General features: G+C 35.5%; 22 protein-coding genes, 3 tRNA genes, 3 rRNA genes and 4 pseudogenes. 23 read left to right on the top strand and 9 right to left on the bottom strand.

The annotated features are described in order from the left end of the window. Positions 1–82 precede the first annotated feature (82 nt). The 9 genes and pseudogenes from ACZZ95_RS02560 to ACZZ95_RS02520 all read left to right on the top strand — a co-directional run bounded on the left by ACZZ95_RS02560 (position 83) and on the right by ACZZ95_RS02520 (position 5,652). Entirely contained in the window at positions 83–652 is a 570-nt protein-coding gene (locus ACZZ95_RS02560; RefSeq protein WP_463467895.1) for an ExbD/TolR family protein, read from the top strand. A 19-nt stretch (positions 653–671) separates the two neighbouring features. Continuing rightward, the gene (locus ACZZ95_RS02555; protein ID WP_095954879.1) at positions 672–1,235 is read left to right on the top strand and encodes an ExbD/TolR family protein; all 564 of its coding nucleotides are present in this window, start codon (positions 672–674) and stop codon (positions 1,233–1,235) included. 33 nt (positions 1,236–1,268) lie between these two features. After that, a complete protein-coding gene (locus ACZZ95_RS02550) occupies positions 1,269–2,072 on the top strand; it encodes an energy transducer TonB (protein WP_463467894.1) in 804 nt (267 codons plus the stop codon). Continuing rightward, the gene (locus tag ACZZ95_RS02545) at positions 2,072–2,299 is read left to right on the top strand and encodes a hypothetical protein (RefSeq protein WP_095954877.1); all 228 of its coding nucleotides are present in this window, start codon (positions 2,072–2,074) and stop codon (positions 2,297–2,299) included. The genes ACZZ95_RS02550 and ACZZ95_RS02545 overlap by 1 nt, the downstream gene beginning before the upstream one ends. A gap of 5 nt (positions 2,300–2,304) precedes the next feature. After that, positions 2,305–3,213: a PstS family phosphate ABC transporter substrate-binding protein gene (locus ACZZ95_RS02540; protein WP_463467893.1), complete on the top strand. Its 909-nt coding sequence runs from the start codon at positions 2,305–2,307 to the stop codon at positions 3,211–3,213. A gap of 32 nt (positions 3,214–3,245) precedes the next feature. After that, positions 3,246–3,599 carry a tetratricopeptide repeat protein gene (locus ACZZ95_RS02535; RefSeq protein ID WP_463467892.1) on the top strand — a complete coding sequence of 118 codons (354 nt, stop codon included), beginning with the start codon at positions 3,246–3,248 and terminating at the stop codon, positions 3,597–3,599. Next, positions 3,596–4,318 (top strand): tetratricopeptide repeat protein, encoded by a 723-nt coding sequence (locus tag ACZZ95_RS02530; protein ID WP_463467891.1) that lies wholly within the window; start codon positions 3,596–3,598, stop codon positions 4,316–4,318. The genes ACZZ95_RS02535 and ACZZ95_RS02530 overlap by 4 nt, the downstream gene beginning before the upstream one ends. A 126-nt stretch (positions 4,319–4,444) precedes the next feature. After that, positions 4,445–4,918 carry a hypothetical protein gene (locus ACZZ95_RS02525; protein ID WP_463467890.1) on the top strand — a complete coding sequence of 158 codons (474 nt, stop codon included), beginning with the start codon at positions 4,445–4,447 and terminating at the stop codon, positions 4,916–4,918. 100 nt (positions 4,919–5,018) lie between these two features. Continuing rightward, positions 5,019–5,652 (top strand): annotated as a pseudogene (locus ACZZ95_RS02520) (7-carboxy-7-deazaguanine synthase QueE). Positions 5,653–5,728: 76 nt separating this feature from the next. Here ACZZ95_RS02520 and ACZZ95_RS02515 read toward each other — a convergent pair. Continuing rightward, the gene (locus ACZZ95_RS02515; protein ID WP_463467889.1) at positions 5,729–6,274 is read right to left on the bottom strand and encodes a YfiT family bacillithiol transferase; all 546 of its coding nucleotides are present in this window, start codon (positions 6,272–6,274) and stop codon (positions 5,729–5,731) included. Positions 6,275–6,294: 20 nt separating this feature from the next. Beyond that, positions 6,295–7,003 (bottom strand): annotated as a pseudogene (locus ACZZ95_RS02510) (class I SAM-dependent methyltransferase). Between the two features lie 71 nt (positions 7,004–7,074). Here ACZZ95_RS02510 and ACZZ95_RS02505 point away from each other — a divergent pair. From ACZZ95_RS02505 to lpxA, 10 genes and pseudogenes are all read left to right on the top strand, one after another. Further along, positions 7,075–7,569 (top strand): YkgJ family cysteine cluster protein, encoded by a 495-nt coding sequence (locus ACZZ95_RS02505; RefSeq protein WP_463467888.1) that lies wholly within the window; start codon positions 7,075–7,077, stop codon positions 7,567–7,569. A gap of 102 nt (positions 7,570–7,671) precedes the next feature. Continuing rightward, positions 7,672–8,908: pseudogene (locus ACZZ95_RS02500) on the top strand (ABC transporter permease). A 339-nt stretch (positions 8,909–9,247) separates the two neighbouring features. Continuing rightward, positions 9,248–9,487, top strand: a complete 240-nt coding sequence (locus ACZZ95_RS02495; protein ID WP_463467887.1) for a hypothetical protein — start codon at positions 9,248–9,250, stop codon at positions 9,485–9,487. Between the two features lie 576 nt (positions 9,488–10,063). Next, positions 10,064–11,579, top strand: a 16S ribosomal RNA gene (locus ACZZ95_RS02490). A 126-nt stretch (positions 11,580–11,705) separates the two neighbouring features. Then, a tRNA-Ile gene (locus tag ACZZ95_RS02485) sits at positions 11,706–11,779 on the top strand. 107 nt (positions 11,780–11,886) lie between these two features. Continuing rightward, positions 11,887–11,960 (top strand) — tRNA-Ala (locus ACZZ95_RS02480). A 200-nt stretch (positions 11,961–12,160) separates the two neighbouring features. Beyond that, positions 12,161–15,045 (top strand): 23S ribosomal RNA (locus ACZZ95_RS02475). A 193-nt stretch (positions 15,046–15,238) separates the two neighbouring features. Next, positions 15,239–15,348: ribosomal RNA gene (gene rrf, locus ACZZ95_RS02470) — 5S ribosomal RNA — on the top strand. The 16S, 23S and 5S rRNA genes sit together here with 2 tRNA genes alongside, the layout of an rRNA operon. Before the next feature lie 255 nt (positions 15,349–15,603). Then, positions 15,604–16,167 (top strand): Crp/Fnr family transcriptional regulator, encoded by a 564-nt coding sequence (locus tag ACZZ95_RS02465; protein WP_463467886.1) that lies wholly within the window; start codon positions 15,604–15,606, stop codon positions 16,165–16,167. Positions 16,168–16,233: 66 nt separating this feature from the next. Next, positions 16,234–17,004, top strand: a complete 771-nt coding sequence (lpxA, locus tag ACZZ95_RS02460; RefSeq protein ID WP_463467885.1) for an acyl-ACP--UDP-N-acetylglucosamine O-acyltransferase — start codon at positions 16,234–16,236, stop codon at positions 17,002–17,004. A 118-nt stretch (positions 17,005–17,122) separates the two neighbouring features. Here the strand turns inward: lpxA and ACZZ95_RS02455 are convergent, their stop codons facing one another. Together ACZZ95_RS02455 and ACZZ95_RS02450 are read right to left on the bottom strand one after the other, a co-directional pair. Further along, positions 17,123–17,524, bottom strand: a complete 402-nt coding sequence (locus ACZZ95_RS02455) for an EamA family transporter (RefSeq protein ID WP_463467884.1) — start codon at positions 17,522–17,524, stop codon at positions 17,123–17,125. Further along, complete coding sequence (locus tag ACZZ95_RS02450; RefSeq protein WP_463467883.1) at positions 17,508–18,014, bottom strand: EamA family transporter; 507 nt, start codon at positions 18,012–18,014, stop codon at positions 17,508–17,510. The genes ACZZ95_RS02455 and ACZZ95_RS02450 overlap by 17 nt, the downstream gene beginning before the upstream one ends. 372 nt (positions 18,015–18,386) lie before the next feature. Between ACZZ95_RS02450 and ACZZ95_RS02445 the strand changes: the two genes are divergently transcribed. Continuing rightward, complete coding sequence (locus ACZZ95_RS02445) at positions 18,387–19,490, top strand: acyltransferase family protein (RefSeq protein ID WP_463467882.1); 1,104 nt, start codon at positions 18,387–18,389, stop codon at positions 19,488–19,490. Positions 19,491–19,637: 147 nt separating this feature from the next. Here ACZZ95_RS02445 and ACZZ95_RS02440 read toward each other — a convergent pair whose 3' ends face one another. Continuing rightward, positions 19,638–20,309: an outer membrane protein assembly factor BamB family protein gene (locus ACZZ95_RS02440; RefSeq protein ID WP_463467881.1), complete on the bottom strand. Its 672-nt coding sequence runs from the start codon at positions 20,307–20,309 to the stop codon at positions 19,638–19,640. Next, positions 20,272–20,838 carry an outer membrane protein assembly factor BamB family protein gene (locus tag ACZZ95_RS02435; RefSeq protein WP_463467880.1) on the bottom strand — a complete coding sequence of 189 codons (567 nt, stop codon included), beginning with the start codon at positions 20,836–20,838 and terminating at the stop codon, positions 20,272–20,274. The genes ACZZ95_RS02440 and ACZZ95_RS02435 overlap by 38 nt, the downstream gene beginning before the upstream one ends. Positions 20,839–21,153: 315 nt before the next feature. On the opposite strand from ACZZ95_RS02435, the gene ACZZ95_RS02430 reads away from it, so the two are divergent. After that, positions 21,154–22,083: a DUF2268 domain-containing putative Zn-dependent protease gene (locus ACZZ95_RS02430; protein WP_463467879.1), complete on the top strand. Its 930-nt coding sequence runs from the start codon at positions 21,154–21,156 to the stop codon at positions 22,081–22,083. 44 nt (positions 22,084–22,127) lie between these two features. Here ACZZ95_RS02430 and ACZZ95_RS02425 read toward each other — a convergent pair. Together ACZZ95_RS02425 and ACZZ95_RS02420 are read right to left on the bottom strand one after the other, a co-directional pair. After that, positions 22,128–22,205 (bottom strand) — tRNA-Val (locus tag ACZZ95_RS02425). A gap of 178 nt (positions 22,206–22,383) precedes the next feature. Then, positions 22,384–23,612 (bottom strand): annotated as a pseudogene (locus ACZZ95_RS02420) (bifunctional folylpolyglutamate synthase/dihydrofolate synthase). A 131-nt stretch (positions 23,613–23,743) separates the two neighbouring features. Between ACZZ95_RS02420 and ACZZ95_RS02415 the strand changes: the two are divergent. Together ACZZ95_RS02415 and ACZZ95_RS02410 are read left to right on the top strand one after the other, a co-directional pair. Next, positions 23,744–24,436 (top strand): MotA/TolQ/ExbB proton channel family protein, encoded by a 693-nt coding sequence (locus ACZZ95_RS02415; RefSeq protein WP_463467878.1) that lies wholly within the window; start codon positions 23,744–23,746, stop codon positions 24,434–24,436. Positions 24,437–24,439: 3 nt separating this feature from the next. Beyond that, positions 24,440–24,835, top strand: coding sequence for an ExbD/TolR family protein (locus ACZZ95_RS02410; protein ID WP_095952419.1), 396 nt, complete (start codon positions 24,440–24,442; stop codon positions 24,833–24,835). Positions 24,836–25,319: 484 nt separating this feature from the next. Here ACZZ95_RS02410 and ACZZ95_RS02405 read toward each other — a convergent pair whose 3' ends face one another. Then, positions 25,320–26,189: an energy transducer TonB gene (locus ACZZ95_RS02405; protein ID WP_463467877.1), complete on the bottom strand. Its 870-nt coding sequence runs from the start codon at positions 26,187–26,189 to the stop codon at positions 25,320–25,322. Between the last annotated feature and the right edge of the window lie 158 nt (positions 26,190–26,347).

Here is a 26,347-nt window from a genome sequence, read left to right as displayed (position 1 = left end):
TAATTTTTGATATCACTATCAAAAAAATAAAATAAGAGATAATGGCTAAAATAAAAATGAAAAAAAGTCGACATCGACAGATATGACTGCGATGTGTGATGTTGCATTCCTTTTGCTAACGTTCTTTATTTTGACCGCTACTGCTAAAGTGCCAGAGGCACTTCCTGTAGACATGCCTTCTTCTGTTGCTCAAACTAAATTGCCAGATACTGATTTGGCTATTATTACAGTAGGAAAAGGGAAAGTGTTTTTTGACATCAAAGGAAGAGAAGTTCGTAAAAGAACTCTTGAAGGAATAGGTGCAAAATATGGTATTGAATTTTCGGAAGAAGATAAAACCAAATTTGCTCTTATGGACGATTTTGGTGTGCCAGTTGCAGGTTTAAAGCAGATCATAGATATGAAAGCGGCGGACAGAACCAAAGCAGACCAACCTGGGATTCCTTTAGATTCATTAGATAATCAATTGAAAGAATGGCTTCTAATTTCTAGAAGAGCTACAATTGATTTGGATAATAAAGAATTGCAGATTGCGATAAAAGGTGATTCAAAAGAAGAATATCCAAAAATCAAAAAGATTATGGATATTTTACAAGATCAGAAAATCAATTCCTTTAACTTAGTTACAGGTACGAGAGGAAGAGACTTTTAATTAAAAAATATACACTAAAATGGCTGAATTAAATACAGGCGACGGCGGTGGTGGTAAAGGTGGTAAAGTAAGAAGTAAAAAGCAGAATTCGAAAGTCGATTTAACGGCAATGGTGGATTTGGCATTCTTATTGATTACATTCTTTATGTTAACTACTTCGTTGTCAAAACCTCAATCGATGGATTTGTCGTTGCCAGATAAAGATGAAAAGAATCCAGAGCAAAAGGATACTAAGGTAGACGAGAATCGTACCATGACAGTAATGTTAGGAGATGATAACAAAATGGTTTATTATATGGGATTATTGGCTACTCCAAAAGTAGGGCCTAAAGATATTACATATGGTAAAGATGGTATCCGTAGAGAATTGTTAAAACAAAAGAAAAATGTTTTAGCTTATTCTACTGCTTTGGGTAAGCCTCAAAATGGTATCATTGTAATCATTAAACCAACTAAAAAATCAAATTACCGTAATTTGGTTGATATATTGGATGAGATGGCAATTTCAGGAGTAGATACTTATGCTATTGTTCCTGAATTTTCACCAGAGGAAACGAAATTAATAGATAAAAAAGCAGAGTAATCTTCTTTATTATCAAATTAAAAATCAAGAGATATGAAATTAGATATTATAAAAAATCAGTGGCTTGATATCGTATTCGAAGGGCGTAATAAGATATATGGTGCATATGAGCTGAGAAAATCAAACGGTAAAACAACTGTGAAAGCACTTGTTATTGGTTCTCTTATTTTTAGCTTTGCTGTTGCGGCTCCTCTTATTGCAAGCTTTTTACCAGACTCTGAAGAAGAAGTGGTAAATAACGATATTAAAATTGCAACGGTTAAATTACCTCCAAAGAAAAAAGAGGAAATAAAACCAAATCAACCACCACCGCCACCATCGCCACCAAAAGTGGATCAAGTGAAATTCGTAAAACCAGTGGTTGCGAAGGCTGAAGAAGTTACTGAAGATCCACCAAAAATTGTGGATTTAAAGGACAAAAAAGTTGGTGCTGAAACTATCAAAGGAGATCCAGATGCAGTTTTAACTGTAGATGAGCCAGTTGGAAAAGGACCAGTACAAGAAGTAATTCAAGAAGATAACACTGTATATAATACAGCTGGTATCGAAGTGAAGCCTGACTTTCCAGGAGGAATTGAGAAATTCTACAAATTCGTAGGAAACAATTATAAAACTCCAGAAGAAGAAGGTTTAAAAGGTAAAGTTTACGTTACGTTTGTAGTTGAGAAAGACGGGTCGTTAACAGATATTAAAGTTTTAAGAGATATCGGTTACGGTACAGGAGCAGAAGCAATTCGTGTTCTTAAAAAATGTCCAAAATGGACTCCTGGCGAGCAAAATGGTAAAAAAGTTAGGGTATTATACTCTCTTCCTATTACTATTCAATCTGCAGAATAATGTTAAAAGATATGCTTAATAATATTCAGAAGAAATCGCTCAAAGAGCGATTTCTTCTTGTTTTAGGAATACTGTTTTTTTTAATTTATCTTGTACTCGGTTTAATGATCATGTTTTGGGAAAAACTTCCGCTGGACATGGAACCTAAATACAGATATGCTTTTGGTGGATTACTGATTGTATACTCGGGAATAAGATTTTTAAGATTAATTAATTCAAAAGAATAATAATTATGTGGAGATATAGTAAGGCTGTAGCTTTGGTAGTTTTTGTCTTTTTGTTTGCCATGTGTAACCAAAAAAGCAAGAATGAAACGCAAAAAGAAACCATTTTAAAAGGATCACTTGATGTTGCTGTTGATGAAACAGTAAAGCAGATTGCAGATGATCAGGTTGCTGTTTTTGAAGGCACTTACTATGATGCAAAAATTACAGTTAAGTCAAAATCTGAAGCTGAAGTGATAAATGATTTATTAAATCAAAAAGCTAAAGTAGCAATCACAACTAGAGATCTAACCAAGGAAGAAAGATCTCGCTTCGAAAAAAGTAAAATTAATCCGCGTGTAACGCCAATTGCTCATGATGCTATTGCATTTATTTCAAGTAAAAGCAATAATGATACACTTATTGCGTTGAAAAGTGTAATTGATTTTCTGCAAGGTAAACCAGATGCGGCAATTAAAGGCTTAGTTTTCGATAATCCTAATTCAAGTACTGTTCGTTACATGAAAGAATTAGCAAAGATTAACGAACTTCCGAAGTCTGGGGTGTTTTCATTTAAAACAAATAATGAAGTAATCAAATTTGTTTCAGAAAATGAGGGAATGATTGGGGTGATCGGTGTCAACTGGTTGTATCAGCCAACTCCTGATATGACAGAAACGATAAAGAAAATAAATGTTTTAAGTGTAAAAGGATTAAATGATAATCAATACTACAGTCCTACACAAGATGACCTGGCTTTAGGCAAATATCCTTTGGCACGTGATTTGTTTATTATAAATTGTCAAGGTTATTCAGGATTAGGAATGGGATTTGCTTCATTTGTAGCTGGAGATATTGGACAGCGTATAATTTTGAAGTCAGGATTGTTACCTTTTAAAACTCCGGGACGCAAGATTAAAATTAGAAATAAATTATAAAAGATAAAGAATAAATTAATTACGATAAAAAGATGAATAAATTTAAAATTTTCAGTCTTGCATTAGTAGCTTCGGCGACTGCGGCAACAGCGCAAGACATCAACCAGGCAAAAAAAGCGATTGATGCAGAACAATTTGATAAGGCAAAAACAATGCTTAAATCAATCATCAAATCTAAACCTTCTGATGGTGAAGCAAATTTTGTTTTAGGAAACGTTTATTTAAATCAATCTGTTGTTGACTCAGCTAAAATCTATTTCAATAATGGATTACAAGCTTCAGACAAGAAAAATTTAAACTATATTGGTTTAGGTCAATTAGATTTAGATGCTAAAAATACAACTGTCTTGCTCAGGCAAATTTTGCATTGGCAACTAAAGATATGAGAAAGAAAGATGTAAATGAGTTTATTTACATCGCTAGAGCATACATGAATTCTGATAATCCAGATTATAAAAATGCTGTTGAAGTATTAAAACGTGCTTTAGTAGTAGATCCTCAAAATGCACAAGCTCTTTTAGCTATTGGTGATGCTTATTATGGATCAAACAATCAAAATGATGCATACAAATCTTACCGTGATGCTTTTACAGCTGACAATACTTTGTTAAGAGCAAAAATGCAATTAGGAGTTTTGTTGAAAGGAGCTAAATCTTATGATGAAGCGATAAAATCTTTTAACGAAGTAATTGCTTTAGATGCTAATTACGGACCAGTTTACAGAGAACTTGCTGAAACTTATTACAAATGGGCTAGAAACAAGCCTTCTACATCTAAAGTTAATTTGCAAAATGCAATTACAAACTACGAGAAATATTTAAGTTTAACAGATTACTCTTTAGATTCTAAAATGCGTCATGCTGATTTCTTAATCTTAGTTAAAGATTACAAGCAATTAGAAACTGTTGCAAATAAAATGATTGCTGAGGATAAAGTAAATCCAAGAATCTTCAGATATTTAGGATATCTTGCTTACGAAAACGGAAATGTTGACGTAGCTATTAAATCTATCGAAGATTTTATCAAAGCTCCAGGAAATAAAGCAATTGGTAGAGATTACTATTACTTAGGATTAGCTAAAATTAAAAAAGGAACTTCTTGCTGATGGTACAATAGATCAAGTCTGCTTTTGATGCAGGTTTGGCAGATATTAAAAAAGCAATCGAATTAGAGCCTTTAGTAGTTGAAGAATTTGCTGATTTCGGAAAAGAATTGTTTGGTAAAAAACAATATGTTCAAGTCTGCTTCAATTTTTGAACTTGGTGCAAATAATAAAGAATCTAAAAATTATTTGGATGATGCTGTTTATTATGGAATTTCTGTTTACTATGGTAATGCTGGTAAACCTGTTGAAAGCCGTGATAAAGTTGCTTTAGAAAAAGCAAATGCTACTTTTGATAAAGTTCTTGAAGCGTCTCCAACATACGATGAGGCTTATTTGTACAAAGGAAGAATCAGTAGTGCATTAGACAAAGATGATTTGATTATCAAAAACTATGAAGACTATGTAGCTAAAATTACTGCAAAAGGTGCAGAGGAAGTGGCTAAACCTGCAACGGCTAAGAAAATCGTTGAGTCTTACAATGCAATCGGAGGTGCGTATGCAAATACTGATAAAGTAAAAGCTTTGGAGTATTTTAATAAAACTTTAGTTTTAGACCCAGCAAATACTTACGGCGCACAATCAATAAAATCTTTAAAATAATCTAGATTTTTAAAATAAATAGAAAACCGATAGTTCAATAAACTATCGGTTTTTTTTGTTCCGTATATTATTGACTATCTTTGCACTTTAAAATAGTATAATGTTATCAAAAGAAATACAATTAGAAGTAAATAAAGGAGCTATGCTTCCTTTGATGGAAGAATTTTATACCATTCAGGGAGAAGGTGCGCATACAGGAAGAGTCGCTTATTTTATTAGAATTGGAGGATGTGATGTAGGGTGTCATTGGTGTGATGTGAAAGAAAGTTGGAATGCAGAGATTCATCCGCCGACAAGTATAGATTTAATTGTTGGAAATGCGGCAAAATATGCTGATACAGTTGTTGTAACAGGAGGTGAGCCTTTATCTTGGGATATGACACTTTTGACAGAACGCTTAAAAGAAAAAAACTTAAAAGTTCATATAGAAACTTCTGGTGCTTTTAACTTGTCAGGAACATGGGACTGGATCTGTCTTTCTCCGAAAAAAAATAAACTGCCAACTCAGAGCGTATATGATAATGCTCACGAATTAAAAGTGATTATTCACAATAAGCATGATTTTATTTTTGCAGAAGAGCAGGCAGAGTTAGTCAATAATGACGCAATTTTATTTTTGCAGACCTGAATGGAGTAAAAAGGAGGAAATGACACCGCTTATAGTAGATTATGTTATGAATAATCCTAAATGGAGAGTTTCATTGCAAACGCATAAATATCTAAATATACCATAACAAAAAAGTCTCTTCAACCGAAGAGACTTTTTTGTTTACTTGAGGTATACACTAGTGTAAAAAGTGAACACTTTTTTTATTTCCAATTTTTGTATTTTTTTAAAGTTGTAATATGGGCTAAATGATGATTTCCGTGCCAAGCATAGGTGCCGATTATCTTTTTTATTTTGTTCTCCGAATTATCCGAAGGATGTATAAAAGCTTTTTCTAGATCAGATTCCGATAATTTTTTCATTATAAACGCCAATCGAAAGTGAAGTCCTTTTAATAGATCGAGTGTAGGCTGAATAGGCATCGTTAAATTATCATTCAATTCAGACCAAAGAACTTCATCGTAAGCTTTAATTAGCGGACGATCTTCAGTCAATGCCCATTTAATTCGGATATAACAATTCATATGACTTTCTGCACAATGATGAATAACTTGTCTTACGGTCCATCCGTCTGGACGATAAGGAGTATCAAGCTGTTCATTGGTTAAATGGAGAACTTCTTTTTCTAATCTTTTTGGGAAAGTTTCGATTTCTTCAATTTTTTCTGAAAGATATTCAGGCGAATAATGATCGGGAATTATAAATTTTCCAATAGGATATTTTAACTTTTCTAAATCTAATTCTAGCATAGTTTTGTAATTGGATTGTTTTAAATAGAAAGTTTCGCTAGATAATCGTAATGTTCACCTTCAAGAATAAGTTCGCAGTTCAATCCGTTGGCAATCAGCCGCATTTTGAAGAGTATTGTAGTCTAGATACAACCAGTCAAAAGGTTCTTCCTTTTCGTTTTTATAACTTAAGTTAAAGGTTAATTCGCCATAATAATCATTTTCAGACGGAATCCATTTTCCGCCGTCTTCATCTTCGTCAAACATATAAATGATATCAGAGCTGTCAATTAAAATTTGCCCGCCAGGATTTAAAAGAGATTTTAATTTGGCTAGATATTTATTACAGTCTTTCAGTTTGCCAAAAATACCTGTTCCATTCATTAGAAGTAAAATGGTGTCAAATTTTTCTCCTTCAAAATTCAAAATGTTTTCAACTTTAGCATTTTTAATTCCTCTAAGAAGGCAAGTTTCAATTGCTTTTTCTGAAATGTCAATAGCGGTCACATCTAGATTGCGTTCATTTTGTAAAGACAAAGCATGACTTCCGGCGCCACATCCAACATCTAATGTTTTTCCTTTTGCCAGTCGCAAGGCTTTTTGTTCAATTAAAGGCATGTTATTATAAGAACGAAAAAGATATTCAACGCTCATTTCGTCTTCTTCAGAAATGGAAGTTTCGGTAATAATATCTTCAGGCGAGTTATTCGTATAAAAATCAAATATCGCTTTTCCAAAAAGATCTTTCATTGTTTTAGTCAAAGTTTAAGGTTTCAAGTTCAAAGTTGCTTAATTTTGCAGATCAACTTTAAATGTTAAACTTGAAACAGATTTTAAATAACTTAAGTAAGTTAGCCAAAGATAAGCATATCGAGAATAAAAAGTATTTTGATAAGCTTAAAAAGAAACAACCGAAGAATTTAGATTACATTATGCAAGATTTGCACAATGCTGAATTTAAAAGAACCGATTGTTTAAAATGTGCCAATTGCTGTAAAACAACTGGACCACTGTTTACTTTGGCCGATATTGAACGTATTTCAAAACATTTTAGACAAAAGCCTCAACAATTCATTGACCAATATCTTAGAATTGATGAGGACAAGGATTATGTTTTGCAAAGCGTTCCGTGTACGTTTTTAGATAGTGAAAATTATTGTATGATTTATGATGTTCGTCCAAAAGCCTGCAGAGAATTTCCGCATACTGATAGAAATAAATTCCATCAAATTTCCAATCTAACTTTAAAAAACGTTGAAATTTGTCCAGTTGCATTTAATATAGTAGAAGAGATGAAAAAGAAACTTCCGTTGTAATAAATTAAAAAATTGGTAATTGTTTTCTAGAGAATCTTGTTTTCTCTTTTTAAGATGTACTTTTGAAAGAAGTAATTATATAACTAAAGAAGCACCTGTAATTTGAATTTAGAATATTTTATAGCCACACGACTTATTACGGCAAAAAACTACAAAAGCAGTATTTCGGCACCCATAATTAAAATTGCTATTTCTGCAATCGCGATTGGGATTATCATGATGATTGTTTCGGTTGCAACTGGAATAGAGTCGCAAAAGAAAATCCGTGATAAAGTCTCTGCATTCAATGGTCAGATTATAATTTCAAATTACGATAATAATAATTCTGAAATTACTGTTGTTCCAATTTCTAAGAAACAAGATTTTTATCCAAAGTTCAAATCAGTGCCCGAAGTCAGCCATATTCAGGCAGTAGCAAGTAAGGCGGGAATTATTCGAACTGAAAATGCATTCGAAGGAATTGTGTTTAAAGGAGTAGGAGCTGATTATGATTGGAATAATATTGCTGAATATATAGTTGAGGGTAAATTGCCAGATTTTACCAAAGAATTAAATGAAGACGTTATAATTTCGAGATTTCTTGCAGACCGATTAAATCTTAAAGTAGGCGATCAATTCAATACATTCTTTGTTAAAGAAGAACAAGGCAAACTTCCTAATAGCCGCAGGTTTAAAATTGCGACTATATTTAATTCGGGATTTCAAGATTTTGATGCAACCTATATTATAGGTGATATTCGTCATATTCAAAAAATCAATAAATGGAGTGAAGATCAAATTGGAGCATTTGAAGTTTTTGTGAAAGACTTTAATAATATAAAATCGGTAGGCAATCAGATTTACGAGAAAACATCTTCTAATCTCGATACGAAAACTATTATAGAAAAATATAGCTACATTTTTGATTGGCTTCAGCTATTTGACTTCAATATCATAATAATTTTAGCAGTTATGATTTTAGTAGCTACAATTAATATGGTAGTAGCCCTATTAGTGCTTATCCTGGAAAGAACACAAATGATAGGGATTTTAAAATCTATGGGCGCTAATAACTGGACAGTTCGTAAAATATTTTTATACAATGCCTTCTATTTAATCCTTCGCGGATTGTTCTGGGGAAATCTAATAGGGATTTCACTTTTGTTAATCCAGCAGACAATTTGGAATAATCCAATTGAACCCTGAGAACTACTATGTAAATCAGGCTCCAGTTTATTTAAATTGGATTTATATACTCTTATTAAACTTGCTTACCATAGGGATTTGTTTTTTAGTCCTATTAATACCATCCTATATAATCACAAAGATATCCCCAGTAAAAGCTATACGTTTCGATTAAAAGAGATAGGAACATCTCATCAACAACCCGACAGGTTTTAAAACCTGTCGGGTTTGCTTTTTTATATACCTATATATATGTATAAAATTAATTAAAATCCAATTTTCTGTAGAGACGCACAGCAGTCGCGTCTTATGCGTAACGCAGACATGACTGTATTATGATTTGTCAATCAAAACCAAATCATAATTACAGTCATGTCAGGCTGAGCGAAGTCGAAGCCTATTTAATGACAAAGGAAGTTTTTAGAATTCAGATACCGTTTGTCAGGCTGAGCGAAGTGAAGCCCGCGTACAATATTCCACAATCCAAGAAAATTGGAATTTGTATTTTAAAAAATTGGAATTTATTTTTAATTCGGGGCTAGGGCAGCAGTTTTTAAAAGATACAGTAATCAAAGAAGTAAAAACGAATATAAAAGAAAAAACAGCGTCGTATCGCCTCTGCGAGATTCATAAAACGATGGAAAAAGAAACTTTTGCGTCTTTACGTCTTTGCGGCAAACCAGCCAAAAATACTGTAAAACCCATGAATTCCGCAAAAACGACCTTTTTAAAAACACTAAAAATGGAGGAATGACAGTATGATAAAGAAAAAACTGACAATGATTTAAAAAATTTTAAAATGTAAATAAGCAGTTATCAGAGTGTTAAGAAAAAAGCGTTTAAAACATGGAAAAAATATAAAAAAAAGGCTTGTAAATGTAAATAAAGGTGGTACTTTTGCACCCGCAACAACGACAAACGTTCACTGAAACACTGACAGGCATTGAATTTTAAACTGAAAAGTTTTTTCAAAAAAAGATTCAAAAAAGCTTGTGGGATTTGAAAACGGATGTTACATTTGCACCCCGCAAAACAGGGAAAGTTCATTGAAAGATTGGTAAGGTTTAGAAGGAAAAAGGAAAAGAAATTTTCTAAAAAAAAACTTCAAAAAACATTTGCCGGTTTGAAATAAGTTTTCTACTTTTGCACCCGCTTTGCAACACAAGCGAAACAAAAAAAGAAACACGTTCGTAGACATATTGAATTGACAGCCGTCTCGTCGCAGGATGAGACAAAAGAATAAGAGTAATAGAATCGAGAGATTCGATAGGAACCGATAGAGAAAACATCGCATAATAATTAGTCTTGATTTATTTAAGACACACAATATACGATGAAGAGTTTGATCCTGGCTCAGGATGAACGCTAGCGGCAGGCTTAACACATGCAAGTCGAGGGGTATATTTCTTCGGAGATAGAGACCGGCGCACGGGTGCGTAACGCGTATGCAATCTGCCTTTCACAGAGGGATAGCCCAGAGAAATTTGGATTAATACCTCATAGCATTATAGGATGGCATCATTTTATAATTAAAGTCACAACGGTGAAAGATGAGCATGCGTCCCATTAGCTTGTTGGTAAGGTAACGGCTTACCAAGGCAACGATGGGTAGGGGTCCTGAGAGGGAGATCCCCCACACTGGTACTGAGACACGGACCAGACTCCTACGGGAGGCGACAGTGAGGAATATTGGACAATGGGCGCAAGCCTGATCCAGCCATGCCGCGTGCAGGATGACGGTCCTATGGATTGTAAACTGCTTTTGTACGAGAAGAAACACTGATTCGTGAATCAGCTTGACGGTATCGTAAGAATAAGGATCGGCTAACTCCGTGCCAGCAGTACGCGGTAATACGGAGGATCCAAGCGTTATCCGGAATCATTGGGTTTAAAGGGTCCGTAGGCGGTTTAGTAAGTCAGTGGTGAAAGCCCATCGCTCAACGGTGGAACGGCCATTGATACTGCTGAACTTGAATTATTAGGAAGTAACTAGAATATGTAGTGTAGCGGTGAAATGCTTAGAGATTACATGGAATACCAATTGCGAAGGCAGGTTACTACTAATTGATTGACGCTGATGGACGAAAGCGTGGGTAGCGAACAGGATTAGATACCCTGGTAGTCCACGCCGTAAACGATGGATACTAGCTGTTGGAAGCAATTTCAGTGGCTAAGCGAAAGTGATAAGTATCCCACCTGGGGAGTACGTTCGCAAGAATGAAACTCAAAGGAATTGACGGGGGCCCGCACAAGCGGTGGAGCATGTGGTTTAATTCGATGATACGCGAGGAACCTTACCAAGGCTTAAATGTAGATTGACCGGTTTGGAAACAGACTTTTCGCAAGACAATTTACAAGGTCGTTGCATGGTTGTCGTCAGCTCGTGCCGTGAGGTGTCAGGTTAAGTCCTATAACGAGCGCAACCCCTGTTGTTAGTTGCCAGCGAGTCAAGTCGGGAACTCTAACAAGACTGCCAGTGCAAACTGTGAGGAAGGTGGGGATGACGTCAAATCATCACGGCCCTTACGCCTTGGGCTACACACGTGCTACAATGGCCGGTACAGAGAGCGACCACTGGGCGACCAGGAGCGAATCTATAAAACCGGTCACAGTTCGGATCGGAGTCTGCAACTCGACTCCGTGAAGCTGGAATCGCTAGTAATCGGATATCAGCCATGATCCGGTGAATACGTTCCCGGGCCTTGTACACACCGCCCGTCAAGCCATGGAAGCTGGGGGTGCCTGAAGTCGGTGACCGCAAGGAGTCGCCTAGGGTAAAACTGGTAACTAGGGCTAAGTCGTAACAAGGTAGCCGTACCGGAAGGTGCGGCTGGAACACCTCCTTTCTAGAGCCCCAATTGTTAGCATTAATGCACGATGGGGAAAAAAAGATGTTTATCTAAAGGAACTGAATCACAAGATTCAATTACTCTTGCTGTTAATTTAAAAAAAATGAAAATTAAGTAAAACAGAGTCTCGTAGCTCAGCTGGTTAGAGTACTACACTGATAATGTAGGGGTCGGCAGTTCGAGTCTGCCCGGGACTACTATTTAACTTAAAAAAGGAAATTCTGGAAGTTGGGATTCGCCAAAAGAAATTAGAGAAGAATTAAGAAATCTAAAATCTGAATTCTACAATCTAAGATTGAAAAATGGGGGATTAGCTCAGCTGGCTAGAGCGCCTGCCTTGCACGCAGGAGGTCAACGGTTCGACTCCGTTATTCTCCACTATTCGAGTGAATAGTAAAGAGTAAAAAGTAATTAGTCAAAAGCTGATCACTAATTACTAGGGACTAAGCACTGGAAAAAAGTTCATTGACATATTGAGATAAGAAAATAATAAAAAGTAGAAAGCGCTTTTTGTTATAGTAGCAATACAACTAACAAAAGACAAAAAAAAACGGTCTTAATTAAATTTAAGGCTGGTACAATAAGCAAAATAAGGGCGTATGGGGGATGCCTAGGCTCTCAGAGGCGAAGAAAGGCGTGATAAGGTCGCGAAAAGCTGCGGGGACGGGCACACACCGATTGATCCGCAGATACCTGAATGGGGCAACCCACTATGTTGAAGACATAGTACACCGATAGGTGGGCAAACCCGCTGAACTGAAACATCTAAGTAGGCGGAGGAGAAGAAAACAAAAGTGATTCCGTAAGTAGTGGCGAGCGAACGCGGATTAGCCCAAACCAGTGCTGTTACGGCAGTGCTGGGGTTGTAGGACCACGACATTTTATGCATGCAGAACCGGAAGTTACTGGAAAGTGACGCCATAGAGGGTGACAGCCCCGTACGGGTAATAAATGTAATAGATAGTGGTATCCTGAGTAGGGCGGGGCACGTGAAACCCTGTCTGAATTTGGCGGGACCATCCGCTAAGGCTAAATACTCCTGAGAGACCGATAGTGAACCAGTACCGTGAGGGAAAGGTGAAAAGAACCGTGAATAACGGAGTGAAATAGATCCTGAAACCATACGCTTACAAGCGGTCGGAGCCCTTTTGTGGGGTGACGGCGTGCCTTTTGCATAATGAGCCTACGAGTTAACGTTGCTGGCAAGGTTAAGTGGTTAAGCCACGGATCCGCGGCGAAAGCGAGTCTGAATAGGGCGCTTTAGTCAGTAGTGTTAGACGCGAAACCGTGTGATCTACCCATGGGCAGGTTGAAGCTGTGGTAACACACAGTGGAGGACCGAACCGGTTGACGTTGAAAAGTCTTCGGATGACCTGTGGGTAGGGGTGAAAGGCCAATCAAACTCGGAAATAGCTCGTACTCCCCGAAATGCATTTAGGTGCGGCGTTAGTTATAAAGTTATACAGAGGTAGAGCTACTGATTGGATGCGGGGGCTTCACCGCCTACCAATTCCTGACAAACTCCGAATGCTGTATAATGTTCACTAACAGTGAGGGCTTGGGTGCTAAGGTCCAAGTCCGAGAGGGAAAGAACCCAGACCATCAGCTAAGGTCCCCAAATATATGCTAAGTTGAAAGAACGAGGTTTGTCTGCCCAGACAGCTAGGATGTTGGCTTGGAAGCGACCATTCATTTAAAGAGTGCGTAACAGCTCACTAGTCGAGCGGACGAGCATGGATAATAATCGGGCATAAGCATATTACCGAAGCTATGGATTTAGAGATTACTCTAAGTGGTAGGGGAGCATTCTAACAGGGCAGAAGGTGTATCGTAAGGTATGCTGGACCGGTTAGAAAAGAAAATGTAGGCATAAGTAACGATAATGCGGGCGAGAAACCCGCACACCGAAAAACTAAGGTTTCCACAGCTATGCTAATCAGCTGTGGGTTAGTCTGGTCCTAAGGCGAACCCGAAAGGGACAGTCGATGGCTAACGGGTTAATATTCCCGTACTACTAATTACTGTGATGGGGTGACGGAGTGATGAAAGCGCCGCGAACTGACGGAATAGTTCGTTGAAGTACCTACCTATAAGATCTGCAGGCAAATCCACAGATTTTGGGGAAATACGATAGTACTCGGAGTCTTCGGACAAAGAGATAGTGCGCCTAAGGGCTTCCAAGAAAAACCTCTAAACTTCAGGTAATTAGTACCAGTACCGTAAACCGACACAGGTAGTTGAGGAGAGAATCCTAAGGTGCTCGAGAGATTCATGGCTAAGGAATTAGGCAAAATAGACCTGTAACTTCGGGAGAAAGGTCGCCCACAGTAATGTGGGCCGCAGTGAAGAGGTCCAGGCGACTGTTTATCAAAAACACAGGGCTCTGCAAAATCGTAAGATGAAGTATAGGGCCTGACACCTGCCCGGTGCTGGAAGGTTAAGAGGAGATGTTATCTTCGGAGAAGCATTGAATTGAAGCCCCAGTAAACGGCGGCCGTAACTATAACGGTCCTAAGGTAGCGAAATTCCTTGTCGGGTAAGTTCCGACCTGCACGAATGGTGTAACGATCTGGACACTGTCTCAGCCATGAGCTCGGTGAAATTGTAGTAACGGTGAAGATGCCGTTTACCCGCAGTGGGACGAAAAGACCCTGTGCACCTTTACTATAGCTTAGTATTGACTTTGGATAAATGATGTGTAGGATAGGTTGGAGACTATGAAGCGGCGTCGCCAGGCGTTGTGGAGTCATTGTTGAAATACAACCCTTTGTTTATCTGAAGCCTAACCCCGTTTAGCGGGGGACATTGCTTGGTGGGTAGTTTGACTGGGGTGGTCGCCTCCAAAAGAGTAACGGAGGCTTCTAAAGGTTCCCTCAGTACGCTTGGTAACCGTGCGTAGAGTGCAATGGCATAAGGGAGCTTGACTGAGAGACATACAGGTCGATCAGGTACGAAAGTAGAGCATAGTGATCCGGTGGTTCCGCATGGAAGGGCCATCGCTCAAAGGATAAAAGGTACGCCGGGGATAACAGGCTGATCTCCCCCAAGAGCTCATATCGACGGGGGGGTTTGGCACCTCGATGTCGGCTCGTCACATCCTGGGGCTGGAGAAGGTCCCAAGGGTTGGGCTGTTCGCCCATTAAAGTGGCACGCGAGCTGGGTTCAGAACGTCGTGAGACAGTTCGGTCTCTATCTACTGCGGGCGTTAGAAATTTGAGTGGATCTGATTCTAGTACGAGAGGACCGAATTGGACAAACCTCTAGTGTATCTGTTGTCCCGCCAGGGGCACCGCAGAGTAGCTACGTTTGGAAGGGATAAGCGCTGAAAGCATATAAGCGCGAAACCCACCACAAGATGAGATTTCTTTTAAGGATCGTGGAAGATGACCACGTTGATAGGCTATAGATGTAAAGGCAGTAATGTCATAGTCGAGTAGTACTAATAATCCGTAAGCTTATGTACACCCTTTTCCAGCCCCCTAACCCCCGAAGGGAGAACAAAGGGGGCTGGGAGAAACTTTCTAAAACTAAAATACTTTTCTTTATCTCAGTATGTTAAGATATTTGCCCGTCGCGGGCAGTAAGCAGTGAAAAAGTAACTGGTAAAGAGTCTATGGACTAATTACTGGGCACTAAGGACTAATTACTAAAAACCTTAAGGTGGTTATTGCGACGGGGCTCACCTCTTCCCATCCCGAACAGAGTAGTTAAGCCCGCCTGCGCAGATGGTACTGCAGTTATGTGGGAGAGTATGTCGTCGCCTTTCTTTGAAAAAACCCTATCCAAACCGGATAGGGTTTTTTGCTTTTATACGGGTTTATTTTTTTCTTCTTCTAATCGTTTTTTGAGTAATTTCTTCTTCTTTTGTATTCTGTATTATTTTATAATGATTTGGTCTTTAGATCGCGGATCAACACGAAAATCTGATCGCTTAAAAAACTATAATTAAGAGGTCTGTAACTTGAGTTCTTTTTTGATTTTATCGGATATTAAATTAAATTTGATTTTAAAATAATAATGGATGAAAGAGCTAATTCAGGTTATAAATAGTTTTCAGGAATTAGATCTTGACACAGAAACAGCTATAGAAAAATATTTTGTTGTTGAAAGATTCAAAAAAGATGAATTAATTATTCAACAAGGAAAAATCTGCAAGAAAATATATTTTATTAAATCTGGTGCTGTTCGAAGATTTAGTTTTGAAAATGGATTAGAGGTAACAAAGTGGATTTATACGGATAATCAGTTTGTGACATCTTTAAGTAGTTTTTTTGAGCAGAAGCCATCTTTTGAAAGTTTTCAGACTTGTGAGGACACTATCTTGTATTCGTTAACTTATTCGGATGAGCAAATGTTATTGGATTATCCTCTTTTTTTAAAATTCCATATTAAACAATTACGTCTTTACCTTTCTAAGATTAATGAATTTCATCATTTGTTTAGAGTTATGAATGCAAATGAGAAATATTTATTTCTGTTAGATTCCTTTCCTCAAATAATTATTAAAGCCAAATTAAAACATATTGCTTCATTGATCGGTGTCAGTCAGGAAACGTTGAGTAGAATACGAGCTTCAATTTCTTGACATTACATCAAATAATAAAATTTATTTTTTTTGAACTTTTACAGTCTTTAATTAAAAGTTTTAAAATTGAAAAATAATAATATTAGTAAGAAGGCAATTATTGGAACGAATGTACAAATTGGCAAATTTACTTCAATTGAAAATGATGTTATAGTTGGCGATAATACCTGGATCGGTAATAATGTAAATATTTTAGATGGGACGAGAATTGGAAAGAATTGCGAGATTCATTCTGGAGCGGTTCTAGGAGGTATTCCTCAGGACTTGAAATATGATAATGAATATACTTTTCTCGAAATTGGAGATAAAACCATTATTCGTGAATTTGTGACTATAAACAGAGGAACTGCATCAAAACAAAAAACTTTGATTGGTAATAATAATTTAATTATGTCAAGTGCACATATTGGGCATGATTGTGTAATTGGGGATAATAATATTATTGGATTTAATGTTGGTATTGCCGGCGAAGTAATCGTTGGTGATTGGGTTAATATTAGCGGTCTAACAGCAATACATCAATTTTCGATTATTGGCGATCATTCTATGGTTTCTGGATTAAGTCGCGTAGTCAAAGATGTTCCACCTTATATATTGGCGACTCGTGAACCTTTGCAGTATGTAGGTGTCAATAGTGTTGGGTTGAAAAGAAGAGGATTTAGTTCTTCTAAAATAGATGAACTAAAAGCAATTTATAGTGTTTTATTTCAAGAAAAAAGAAATACGAAGTTGGCTTTGCAATTAATCCAAAATGAGTTTGAACAGACTGTTGAACGGGATAAAATCTTGAATTTTGTTATTGGCTCAGCGAGAGGAATTGTGAAAGGTTTTAGATGATTTATTTTTTTTAGTGTTTTTAAAAAATAACTATGTGGAGTACAGTTTAAATTCTAAAATTGATTTTTATTTTGAGAAAGAGAAACTACTTTTGTTAAGTAGTTTCTCTTTTTTTATATTATGATATTGGTTGTTTAATGATTTTTTTTGTTCTTGCCGAAATTATGGATTGTAATAAAACGGAAGTCATTACTAAGCTAATTCCAATATAAAAGGAAAAATTGATCGCTTGTCCTTCATCAAAAAATAAGAATGCCAATATAATAGCATAAATTGGTTCTAAGTTGAACGTTAGATTTACTGTAAACGCTGGAATTTTTTTGAGTGATTCTGCGAACATTATGTATAAAGCTACCGTGCAACATGAGGCTAAGATAAATAAGTAAAAAATATCTTGTAAGCTAGGAATAAAAGACTGTTTTGGAAAAGAATAAAAATAGAATGGCAAAATTAATCCTAATGCTAAAGTACCGCCCAGCATCTGATAAAAATTAATTAATTTGCTATCGTAAAATTGCACTAGACGTTCGTTGTAAATTGTGTACAAAGTCTGCGAATGCTGAGGATACGACACCAAGTAAAATTCCGAGTTGACATGAAGAATCAAAATGAAAAATTAAACTTATTCCCAATAAGGTTAGCAAACTTAATAATCCTTGGACGATGTTAAATCTTTTTTTATTGATGATCGGTTCAAAAATGGCTGTAAAAAAACTTGTGAGACAATAGCATACTACACCAATAGATATATTTGAATATTTAATACTGGCATAGAAAAAAATCCAGTGAATTGTAATAAGTATTCCTGCTTTTGAAATCTTTCCTATTTCTGAAAAAGACTTTAACGTTTTTAAATTGTAAGTTTTAAGAATAAAAAACAAGATGATGGAAGCGAAGAATACTCGATACCAAACTAATGTTATTTCGTTTAGAGAAATAAGTTTTCCGAATACGCCGGTAAAGCCAGCGAGTAACACTGCGGTGTGCAGTGTAAAATATGATTTTTTCATAAAATTTGTCTATCCTAATTAAGGGATTTTATTTTGAAGATTAATAATTTTAATTGAAGTATAGACATGGATATGCAGACTGATAAAATCAGTCAAATGTCAATACTAAAAAATGTATTATTAATTTTCTGGAGGAGGAAGACAACCTTTTAAGCTCATATTTGAATTGTAATTTTCACAAAAGTAAGGAAACGGCATCGAATGAAAAAACAATGAAAGGTCTTTAAATGTGAAATTTCAAGTTTTTAGTTTAAGTACAAGTAGAGTTAACTTCCTGAATCTGATTTTGATTTAAATTTAAATTTGTAGAACTTGCGAGAGCTTGACTAAGTGCTGACTTAGTTATAACTAATCGGAAAGAATATTATATTAATGAATACAATCAAAACCAACACGACCATCCTGCAGACAAAAAAACATTTTGAAATACTTGACGGATTAAGAGGCATTGTCGCATTTGCTGTTGTGGTGTTTCATTTTATGGAATGGGTTTACACTGATCCCAGTAAGAATTTTATCGGGCACGGTTTTTTGGCTGTCGATTTTTTCTTTTGTCTTTCTGGTTTTGTTATTGGATACGCTTACGATGATCGGATTGCAAAAATGGGAATTTTTAATTTTTTTGTATCCAGAATTATCAGATTACATCCATTGGTAATAGCAGGATCAATTTTAGGTCTACTAGCATTTTTATTTGATCCATTTGGCGGTCATTTGGAATTATACAGTACAGGAAAAATTATTCTAACTTTTTTATGTTCGATATTTTTGATACCCTTGCCTGTAATAGCAGATCGTGGTTTTAACTTATTTAGCTTTAATGCTCCTGCGTGGTCACTTTTTTGGGAATATATAGCCAATATTGCTTACGCGCTTATACTATATAGAATTCGTCGCAGTTATTTGTTTTTGCTCACTATCCTTTCTGCTGGGGCTATTTGTTTTGTGGCTTATAATTCGGGTAATTTATTAGGTGGCTGGAGTGGACCGACTTTTTGGGACGGTTGCGCGAGAATATCTTATTCTTTTTTAATAGGGCTACTTATTTATCGTTGTAACTGGATTATTAAAAATAAACTTGGATTTTCGGGCATAGCCATATTATTACTTTTGGCTTTTATAATGCCTTTTTCAGAATGGAATTGGCTGACAGAACCATTGATAGTGTTATTTTATTTCCCTCTACTTATAGCTTTAGGAGCAGGAGCAATACTAAAAACTGGACAAGAAAAAATTTGTGTGTTTTCTGGAAAAATCTCCTATCCGTTATATATGACTCATTATGCCTTTTTATGGATGTTTGGGAATTATTACAGCAACTTTAAACCAGATACAACGCAGTTGATTTTTATTGTAGTAACAGCTGTTATTTTGCTGGTTGGATTTGCCTATTTTGTGATGGTAATTTATGATATTCCTTTGAGAAAATATTTGACTAATAAGCGAAAGGAAAAAATTGCCAAACAGAAAATCTGAAGACTCTAAAAAACAAAACTCCATTATTATAATGGAGTTTTGTTTTTTAGAGATTTGTATTGACTTTAAATTTTGAAATACTATGATTTGAACATTCTTACAATTCATCAATTGAAAATAAAATTCAGTCAATAAGAATTGTTTTTTTTATCGAATTATTTTTAAATAAGCGCTATAAATATTTTCCATAAGTGAAGTTCGCATATAATAAACATTCTCGTCTTTTTCATTCAAATCAAATTGAATTAAACCAGCATCACAATAATAGTAAAGCAAGTTATCATCATTTGGAAATTCAATATTTGAAACTGGTAGAGTTGTTAATTTTGTTTCGAAAGCAATTTCACCATTAGTTAAGTCTAATTCAAAAAGTTTTGCCTTCTTGGTATATCCCCAAACATTCTCATTCTCTCTCGTTATGTATTCGATATTATCATCTTTAAAATCGGTTTTCCAGATCTTCGTTCCGGTTTTTGAATCAACAGCATATAGCGATGTAACGTTTGTTCCGTGTGTAGCAAAATAAAGTTTGTTGTCTTTGCAAAATATACGTTCCTTGATGTTGTACTGGTTTTCATCTAATTTAAATTGCCATAAAACATCTAGTTTATTAGGACTTAAAGCAAAAAGAACATCCTTGTCATTGGCTATAAATATATTTTCGCCATCTGTTACCGGTTTTCCACTCATAGCTTCTTCAAAGTTTTTTTGGTTGAGAAGTTTTCCTGTATTGGCATCAAAACTGTAGACATTTGATCCGCTTTGGGTAAAAATTTTGTTGTCAAAAACAAGCAAAGGAATGTCGTTGTTTGCTTGCATCTAGTTTATAGTTCCATGATAAACTGCCATCTTTTATATCTAAAGCGTATAAATTACTGCCTTGATTTTGATTTTGAGCCGTAATATAAAGTTTTCCATTATAGACAACTGGAGTTTGATCTTTTAGGACGATCTGATCTGTAATAGTACCTAACCTTGATTTCCAGAAAAATTCACCAGTTTCATTATTGATTGCAAAAATTTCACCGTTAATAAACGGGACATATATCACACCATCAGATATTGTTAGTTTATTGGCGCACATTTCAGTGTAAGAATCTGTAGCTTTTACCGTCCAGCCAATTGTTTCGGTTTCTAAATCAAATGAAAAAAGGGAACCGTCATAATCGTGAATTAGGATTGATGCATCGTCTAATGTAACTTTTTTTACAGGTTTCATGGCTTTGTTAGTTACCATGTCGCTTGCGGTTAAAGCTTTATTAGAATAATTAGTTTTAATGGCGGGTGTTTGCCCAAACATATTTATAATACTAAATGCAAATAAAAGAGTAACTAGTTTTTGTTTCATTTTTAAGATTTGGGTTCAATAAAGATCGATTAAATAGTAGCCAATGCACAGATATATAATATATTGTATGTTGAAAATAAGTCAATCTTTAGGTTCAAATATAGTAAAAAATTATTTGAGTGTTTAAGAAGTTCTAAGCTCTGTGAATGGGGGATTAAGATGAAATAGAAATAATAATTATTTAAATAGGCTTAAAAAGTTAAATAAATTGTAGTAAAAATATTCCTATATTCACTTCGAGAAAGTAAACGGATTGCTCGACTATAACCGAGTCATATGATATTATGTGAAAACTTGCTTAAAAAAATATTAGATATGAGGCTAAACCTAATTTGCACAACACTTTTTATTGTTTTTTCTAATTTCCTTTTTGGGCAAAATAATTTCTCGGAGGATCCTTTGGATGCAGTTTTTGAAACAAAAGATTCAAAAATTTTTTGGGAAGCATTTGACAAAATGGACCAATCAAAACAAAATCCATTTGTTGAATATATGCAAAAAGGTTCTCCGGGCGTTAAAGGATTTACTGAAAATAGGATAATTAATGCTGATTCTCTTTTTGCTGTGGTAAAGAAAAGAAAAGCAGATTATGAACGTTCAAGAAATGTTTTGGATGGTATTTCTTCAAAGGAAAAGAGAGTAAGAGCAATTTACATTGCTTTAAAATATTGGTATCCAAATGCAAAATTCCCACCAATTTATTTTGTTTATGGAAGATTTAATTCGGGAGGAACTTCTGCTCCTGATGGAATTATTATAGGAACCGAAATGCTTCAAAATTTAGATGGAGTTTCAGGCTTAATCGCACATGAGCTTATTCACTATCAACAAAAAATAACTGGTAAAGACATGTTGTTGAAATGGTGTTTACTAGAAGGAGGTGCAGATTTTGTAGGCGAACTTATTTCAGGAGAATCAATAAATCAGCCCTCATATAAATACAGGCGACAAAACCTAGACAAATTATGTCTGGAATTTGTAGCAAAATTAAAAAATACAGATTACCAGGATTGGTTATATGGAACTTCTAAAAAAGATGGCAGGCCAAATGATTTAGGATACTGGATTGGTTATAAAATAACAGAAGCGTATTTTAATAAACAGAAAGACAAACAAAAAGCAATTGATGAAATACTAAATATAAAAGATCCAATGCAGTTTTTAAAACAAAGTGGTTTTTTAGATGCGTATATTGAAAAGTATCAAAAATCTAAAAAAGAAACTTTTGATGAATTTTTTAAATAAATAATAGAACATAAAAAAACTCCTTAATTTCTTAAGGAGTTTCTTGGTGGGCGATGAGGGGTTCGAACCCCCGACCCCCTCGGTGTAAACGAGGTGCTCTGAACCAGCTGAGCTAATCGCCCTATTTTACTAGGTTGCTATCGTTTGTGATTGCGAGTGCAAATATACGCTTGTTTTCGAGTTCTGCAAAGAAATTTGAAGAAAAAATAAAACTTTTTTTAAAATAATTTATATCTCGCTGTTTATGAATTTGTTATTAAAATGATTTTTTTAAAGTTTTATGTATATCAAAAGTATATTTTAGTTCAAAGGCAGTTCGGCAACTACAAAAGTACTTCCGCCAACATAAATAAAATCTTTTTCCGAGGCATTTTTTCTTTGCTTCCGCGAAAGCGATTGCAACAGAATCGTATTTTTCTCCATTCAAACTGAATTTTTCAGTCGCATTTTTTAAAATTTCTGCAGGCAAACCCCTTGAAGAATTTGGACTGCAGAAATAATAATGTGCATTTTTTGGGAATAATGGTAAAATTGAATCCAGATCTTTATCATTCACAACACCAAGAACAATATGCAGTTGTTCAAATTCTTCTTTTTGAAGCTGATTCATTACAACTTCTAATCCGTGTTTGTTGTGTGCTGTATCGCAGATAATTTTCGGATTTTCGCCCAATTCTTTGCCATCTTCCTTGTAGTCCAGTATTTTTTACAACATGCAATAAACCTTCTTTTAATTGTTCAGTCGAAATTTTAAAATCGGTTTGATTGTTAAGAATGGAAATAGTCTGCTGAACTGTTTTCTTATTATGAAATTGATAATCTCCAAGTAAGTCTGATAAATAAATTTCTCCAATTAAATCGGAAGCAAAAGAAATTGGCGCTTCATTTTCTTCGGCTTTAGCCAAAAATACAGGTTTTGTTTCTTCGGTATATTCGCCAATAACAACAGGAATATTTGGTTTTATAATTCCAGCTTTTTCTCCTGCAATTGCCTCCAATGTATTTCCTAAAAACTGCGTGTGGTCTAAACCGATATTGGTAATGACAGAAACCAAAGGCGTAATAATATTTGTCGCATCAAGCCTTCCGCCAAGGCCGACTTCGATAATTGCAATGTCAACTTTTTCAGCGACAAAATAATCAAAAGCCAAACCAACAGACATTTCGAAGAAACTCATATCATTTGCTTCAAAAAACGATTTGTGTTTTGCTATAAATTCGCAAACAAAATCTTCCGAGATTTCTTTTCCATCAATTTTAATCCTTTCCCTAAAATCTTTTAAGTGCGGAGAAGTATACAATCCAACCTTGTAACCTGCTTCCTGTAAAACAGAAGATAACATATGCGACGTAGATCCTTTTCCGTTTGTTCCCGCAACATGAATGGATTGCGACTCACTTTGAGGATTGCCAAGATGAGTAGCCAATAATTTAATATTGGTTAAATCTTCTTTGTATGCTGAAGCACCTTGCAATTGGTACATTGGGAGTTGATTAAACATCCACTCGGTAGTATCTTGATAGTTCATTTATTTTGGATAAAATAGTTGTCGATTGAAATAAATTTCGATTTTTGTAGTTTAATATTACAGCGAAAATTATCTTTATTGCAAATTTCAAATATTTTTTAGAATTAATTATTAAAAACCAGAATTAATATATGTTTAGTTTTATTCAATTACAAACAGATACGATCGCACAGGCTTCAAATGTAGTTATCGAAAAGATAGCTCCAGAGAATGAAATTTCAATGTTTGGCTTTATTATGAAAGGTGGAGTCTTCCTTATTCCAATTGCGATTTTATTGTTTTACACTATTTACCTAATCTTTGAACGCTATATGTACATCAGCCGAGCTTCAAAAATTGACGGCAGATTAATGCAGGATGTTGGAGATAAATTACATTCTGGAAATATTGAATTAGCAAGAACAATTGTTGAAAGAAGTAATACTGTCGCTGGAAATATCTTAAAAGAAGGCGTTTTAGTAATCGGAAGACCAATTGCCGAAATAGAATCAAATATGGATCGCGCAGCAGATATCGAAATTGGCGAAATGGAAAGACATTTAGGTCATCTTGGACTTATCGCAGGTATTGCGCCAACTTTAGGTTTTATTGGAACTATTTCTGGGGTAATTAAAATTTTCTACAGCATCTCAGTTACAGAAAATATTAGTATCGGAAACATCTCTGGAGGTTTATATGAAAAAATGATTAGTTCTGGTTCTGGATTAATTGTGGGTATTATCGCATACAGCGCATATCACTTATTAAACGGAAAGATTGATGATTTTGCTTTAAAAATCCAGAAACAGATTTTAGAATTTGTCAATATAATTCAAAGAGCGTAAGATATGTCTATTAAAAGAAAAAGAAGATTTCACGCCGAAGTAGCGACTTCATCTTTGAGCGACATTATGTTTTTCCTGTTGTTGTTTTTCTTAATTATCTCAACGCTGGCAAATCCGAATGTTATTAAGATGACATTGCCAAAAGCGAAATCTAATGAAAAAACCAATAAGCAATTAATTAGTTTATCAGTTACAGAAGACAAGCAATTCTATATCGACAAACAGCCTGTTCCTTTTGAAGAATTAGAAGCTACTTTAATGAATAAAATTGGCGCAGACAAAGAGCAGACAGTTGTAGTTAGAATTCCGTTTAATTTACAGGTTCAAGACCTTGTCGATGTTTTGCAGATAGGAGTAAAGAACAACTTGAAATTTGTAATCGCAACAACTCCAAAATAAGAATAATTATTAGGGCGTGACCACAATAAAAAAATGGGCCAATCAGCATAACGTTGATTCGCCCATTTTTTTATTGCGGTCGGGCTATACGCGCTACTTCGGTAGCTAGCTTCTATCCCTCACGCGTGAGCAGTTTTTAGTCTCAGTCTCAGTCTCAGTTTTCAGTCTCAGTTTTCAGTCTCAGTTTTCAGTTTTGAGTCTCAGTTTTAGTTTTAGTTTGCAGTGTCACTTTCAGTTTTCCACAATCTTGTCATTTCGACCGAAGGGAGAAATCACACAAGAAACTCTGCAAAGTTTTTCTCCAATCTTTGTCGAATCCCGCGTGTGATTTCTCCCTTCGGTCGAAATGACAAACTGGATGAAAATAAAAAAGGCTTTCTGAATTTTTTCAGAAAGCCTTTTTTATGTTAATTATAATTTGTGTAAATCCGTGAAATCTGTGTTTTAATCCAAACTAAAATTATAAATAATTTTCCCAACTTGTTTAGCAGCGACATTCGCATCTGCCGACCATTTCGTATTCATTGCAAGCAATCTTAGCTTGTTCCAATAAACAACTAGCTGTATTGGTTGTTCCTTTTACTCCAGCCGTAGCGCTTATCGTTTTTCCGTTTTGATCAACGGTAACTTCCACAACCACTTTTCCTTCTTCATTGCAAGTATATTTTGGTGCAGGTTTAGACAATGCTTTTCGGCCATTTAAAGAATAACCCGATCCGTCGCCAGAACCTCCTCCGGTTCCCGCTCCGTAGCTGCTTCCGGTACCAATACCATTTCCAGTTCCGTTACCGCCGCCAGTTCCTCCGCCGGAGCCTCCAGAACCGTAATATCCGTTAGAGTTTAAGCTTCCGTTTGCTTTTCCTTTATTTCCAGATGCTTTATCATCACCATCGCCGCCTTTATTAGAACCTTTCATAATACTCGCCAATGCATCGTTGGTTGAATTAGAAACTTTAGGTTTTTCAGGAGCAGGTTTTGTAATTGGTTTTTCAACCGGAACAGGTTTCTTTGGTTTTTCTTTTGTCGGAATTACAACGTCAGTTTTATCAGCGACAGCATTTTCTTGAGTAACAATCGCTTCCTCTTCAGGAGTCGATTTTGCAGGCGCTTGTTTTGCATTGTTTTTTACATCCAGAACTTCACTTTTATAATTGGCTCCAGAACCTACATCGCTGTCACCAAAATTTACGGTTACGCCGCCACCGCCACCGCCACCGTCAGCAAGTGCAACATTGTTTTCTGGATTATAGGGAGGCCAAAAACGTATAAAAAAAAGCAATAAAATTATTACCGCATATATAGCTGTGGTGAGTAGTAATGATTTCTTTTGATCTGAAGAAATAGTGGAACTCATTTTGATTCTGAATTTTGAAATGTATTATTTAAAAACGTTTAAAAGTACTAAAAATTGTTTAGAATGAAAGTGTCGAAGAAGATTTAACCGCAAAGTTCGCTAAGCATTTTTAAAAATTAATTATAACACAAAGCAAGCTAAGTTTTACGCAAAGAAAC

The organism is Flavobacterium sp. AC267, assembly GCF_979258715.1.
The sequence above is the reverse complement of the archived record's forward strand: the minus strand, read 5'-3'. Positions and strand labels throughout refer to the sequence as shown.

Bases quoted from the DNA above. Each gene is read 5' to 3' on its own strand.
- ACZZ95_RS02560 (WP_463467895.1), top strand. From the start codon at position 83: ATGACTGCGATGTGTGATGTTGCATTCCTTTTGCTAACGTTCTTTATT.
- ACZZ95_RS02555 (WP_095954879.1), top strand. From the start codon at position 672: ATGGCTGAATTAAATACAGGCGACGGCGGTGGTGGTAAAGGTGGTAAA.
- ACZZ95_RS02550 (WP_463467894.1), top strand. From the start codon at position 1,269: ATGAAATTAGATATTATAAAAAATCAGTGGCTTGATATCGTATTCGAA.
- ACZZ95_RS02545 (WP_095954877.1), top strand. From the start codon at position 2,072: ATGTTAAAAGATATGCTTAATAATATTCAGAAGAAATCGCTCAAAGAG.
- ACZZ95_RS02540 (WP_463467893.1), top strand. From the start codon at position 2,305: ATGTGGAGATATAGTAAGGCTGTAGCTTTGGTAGTTTTTGTCTTTTTG.
- ACZZ95_RS02535 (WP_463467892.1), top strand. From the start codon at position 3,246: ATGAATAAATTTAAAATTTTCAGTCTTGCATTAGTAGCTTCGGCGACT.
- ACZZ95_RS02530 (WP_463467891.1), top strand. From the start codon at position 3,596: ATGAGAAAGAAAGATGTAAATGAGTTTATTTACATCGCTAGAGCATAC.
- ACZZ95_RS02525 (WP_463467890.1), top strand. From the start codon at position 4,445: ATGTTCAAGTCTGCTTCAATTTTTGAACTTGGTGCAAATAATAAAGAA.
- ACZZ95_RS02515 (WP_463467889.1), bottom strand. From the start codon at position 6,274: ATGCTAGAATTAGATTTAGAAAAGTTAAAATATCCTATTGGAAAATTT.
- ACZZ95_RS02465 (WP_463467886.1), top strand. From the start codon at position 15,604: ATGAAAGAGCTAATTCAGGTTATAAATAGTTTTCAGGAATTAGATCTT.
- ACZZ95_RS02450 (WP_463467883.1), bottom strand. From the start codon at position 18,014: ATGAAAAAATCATATTTTACACTGCACACCGCAGTGTTACTCGCTGGC.
- ACZZ95_RS02445 (WP_463467882.1), top strand. From the start codon at position 18,387: ATGAATACAATCAAAACCAACACGACCATCCTGCAGACAAAAAAACAT.
- ACZZ95_RS02440 (WP_463467881.1), bottom strand. From the start codon at position 20,309: ATGCAAGCAAACAACGACATTCCTTTGCTTGTTTTTGACAACAAAATT.
- ACZZ95_RS02435 (WP_463467880.1), bottom strand. From the start codon at position 20,838: ATGAAACAAAAACTAGTTACTCTTTTATTTGCATTTAGTATTATAAAT.
- ACZZ95_RS02430 (WP_463467879.1), top strand. From the start codon at position 21,154: ATGAGGCTAAACCTAATTTGCACAACACTTTTTATTGTTTTTTCTAAT.
- ACZZ95_RS02415 (WP_463467878.1), top strand. From the start codon at position 23,744: ATGTTTAGTTTTATTCAATTACAAACAGATACGATCGCACAGGCTTCA.
- ACZZ95_RS02410 (WP_095952419.1), top strand. From the start codon at position 24,440: ATGTCTATTAAAAGAAAAAGAAGATTTCACGCCGAAGTAGCGACTTCA.
- ACZZ95_RS02405 (WP_463467877.1), bottom strand. From the start codon at position 26,189: ATGAGTTCCACTATTTCTTCAGATCAAAAGAAATCATTACTACTCACC.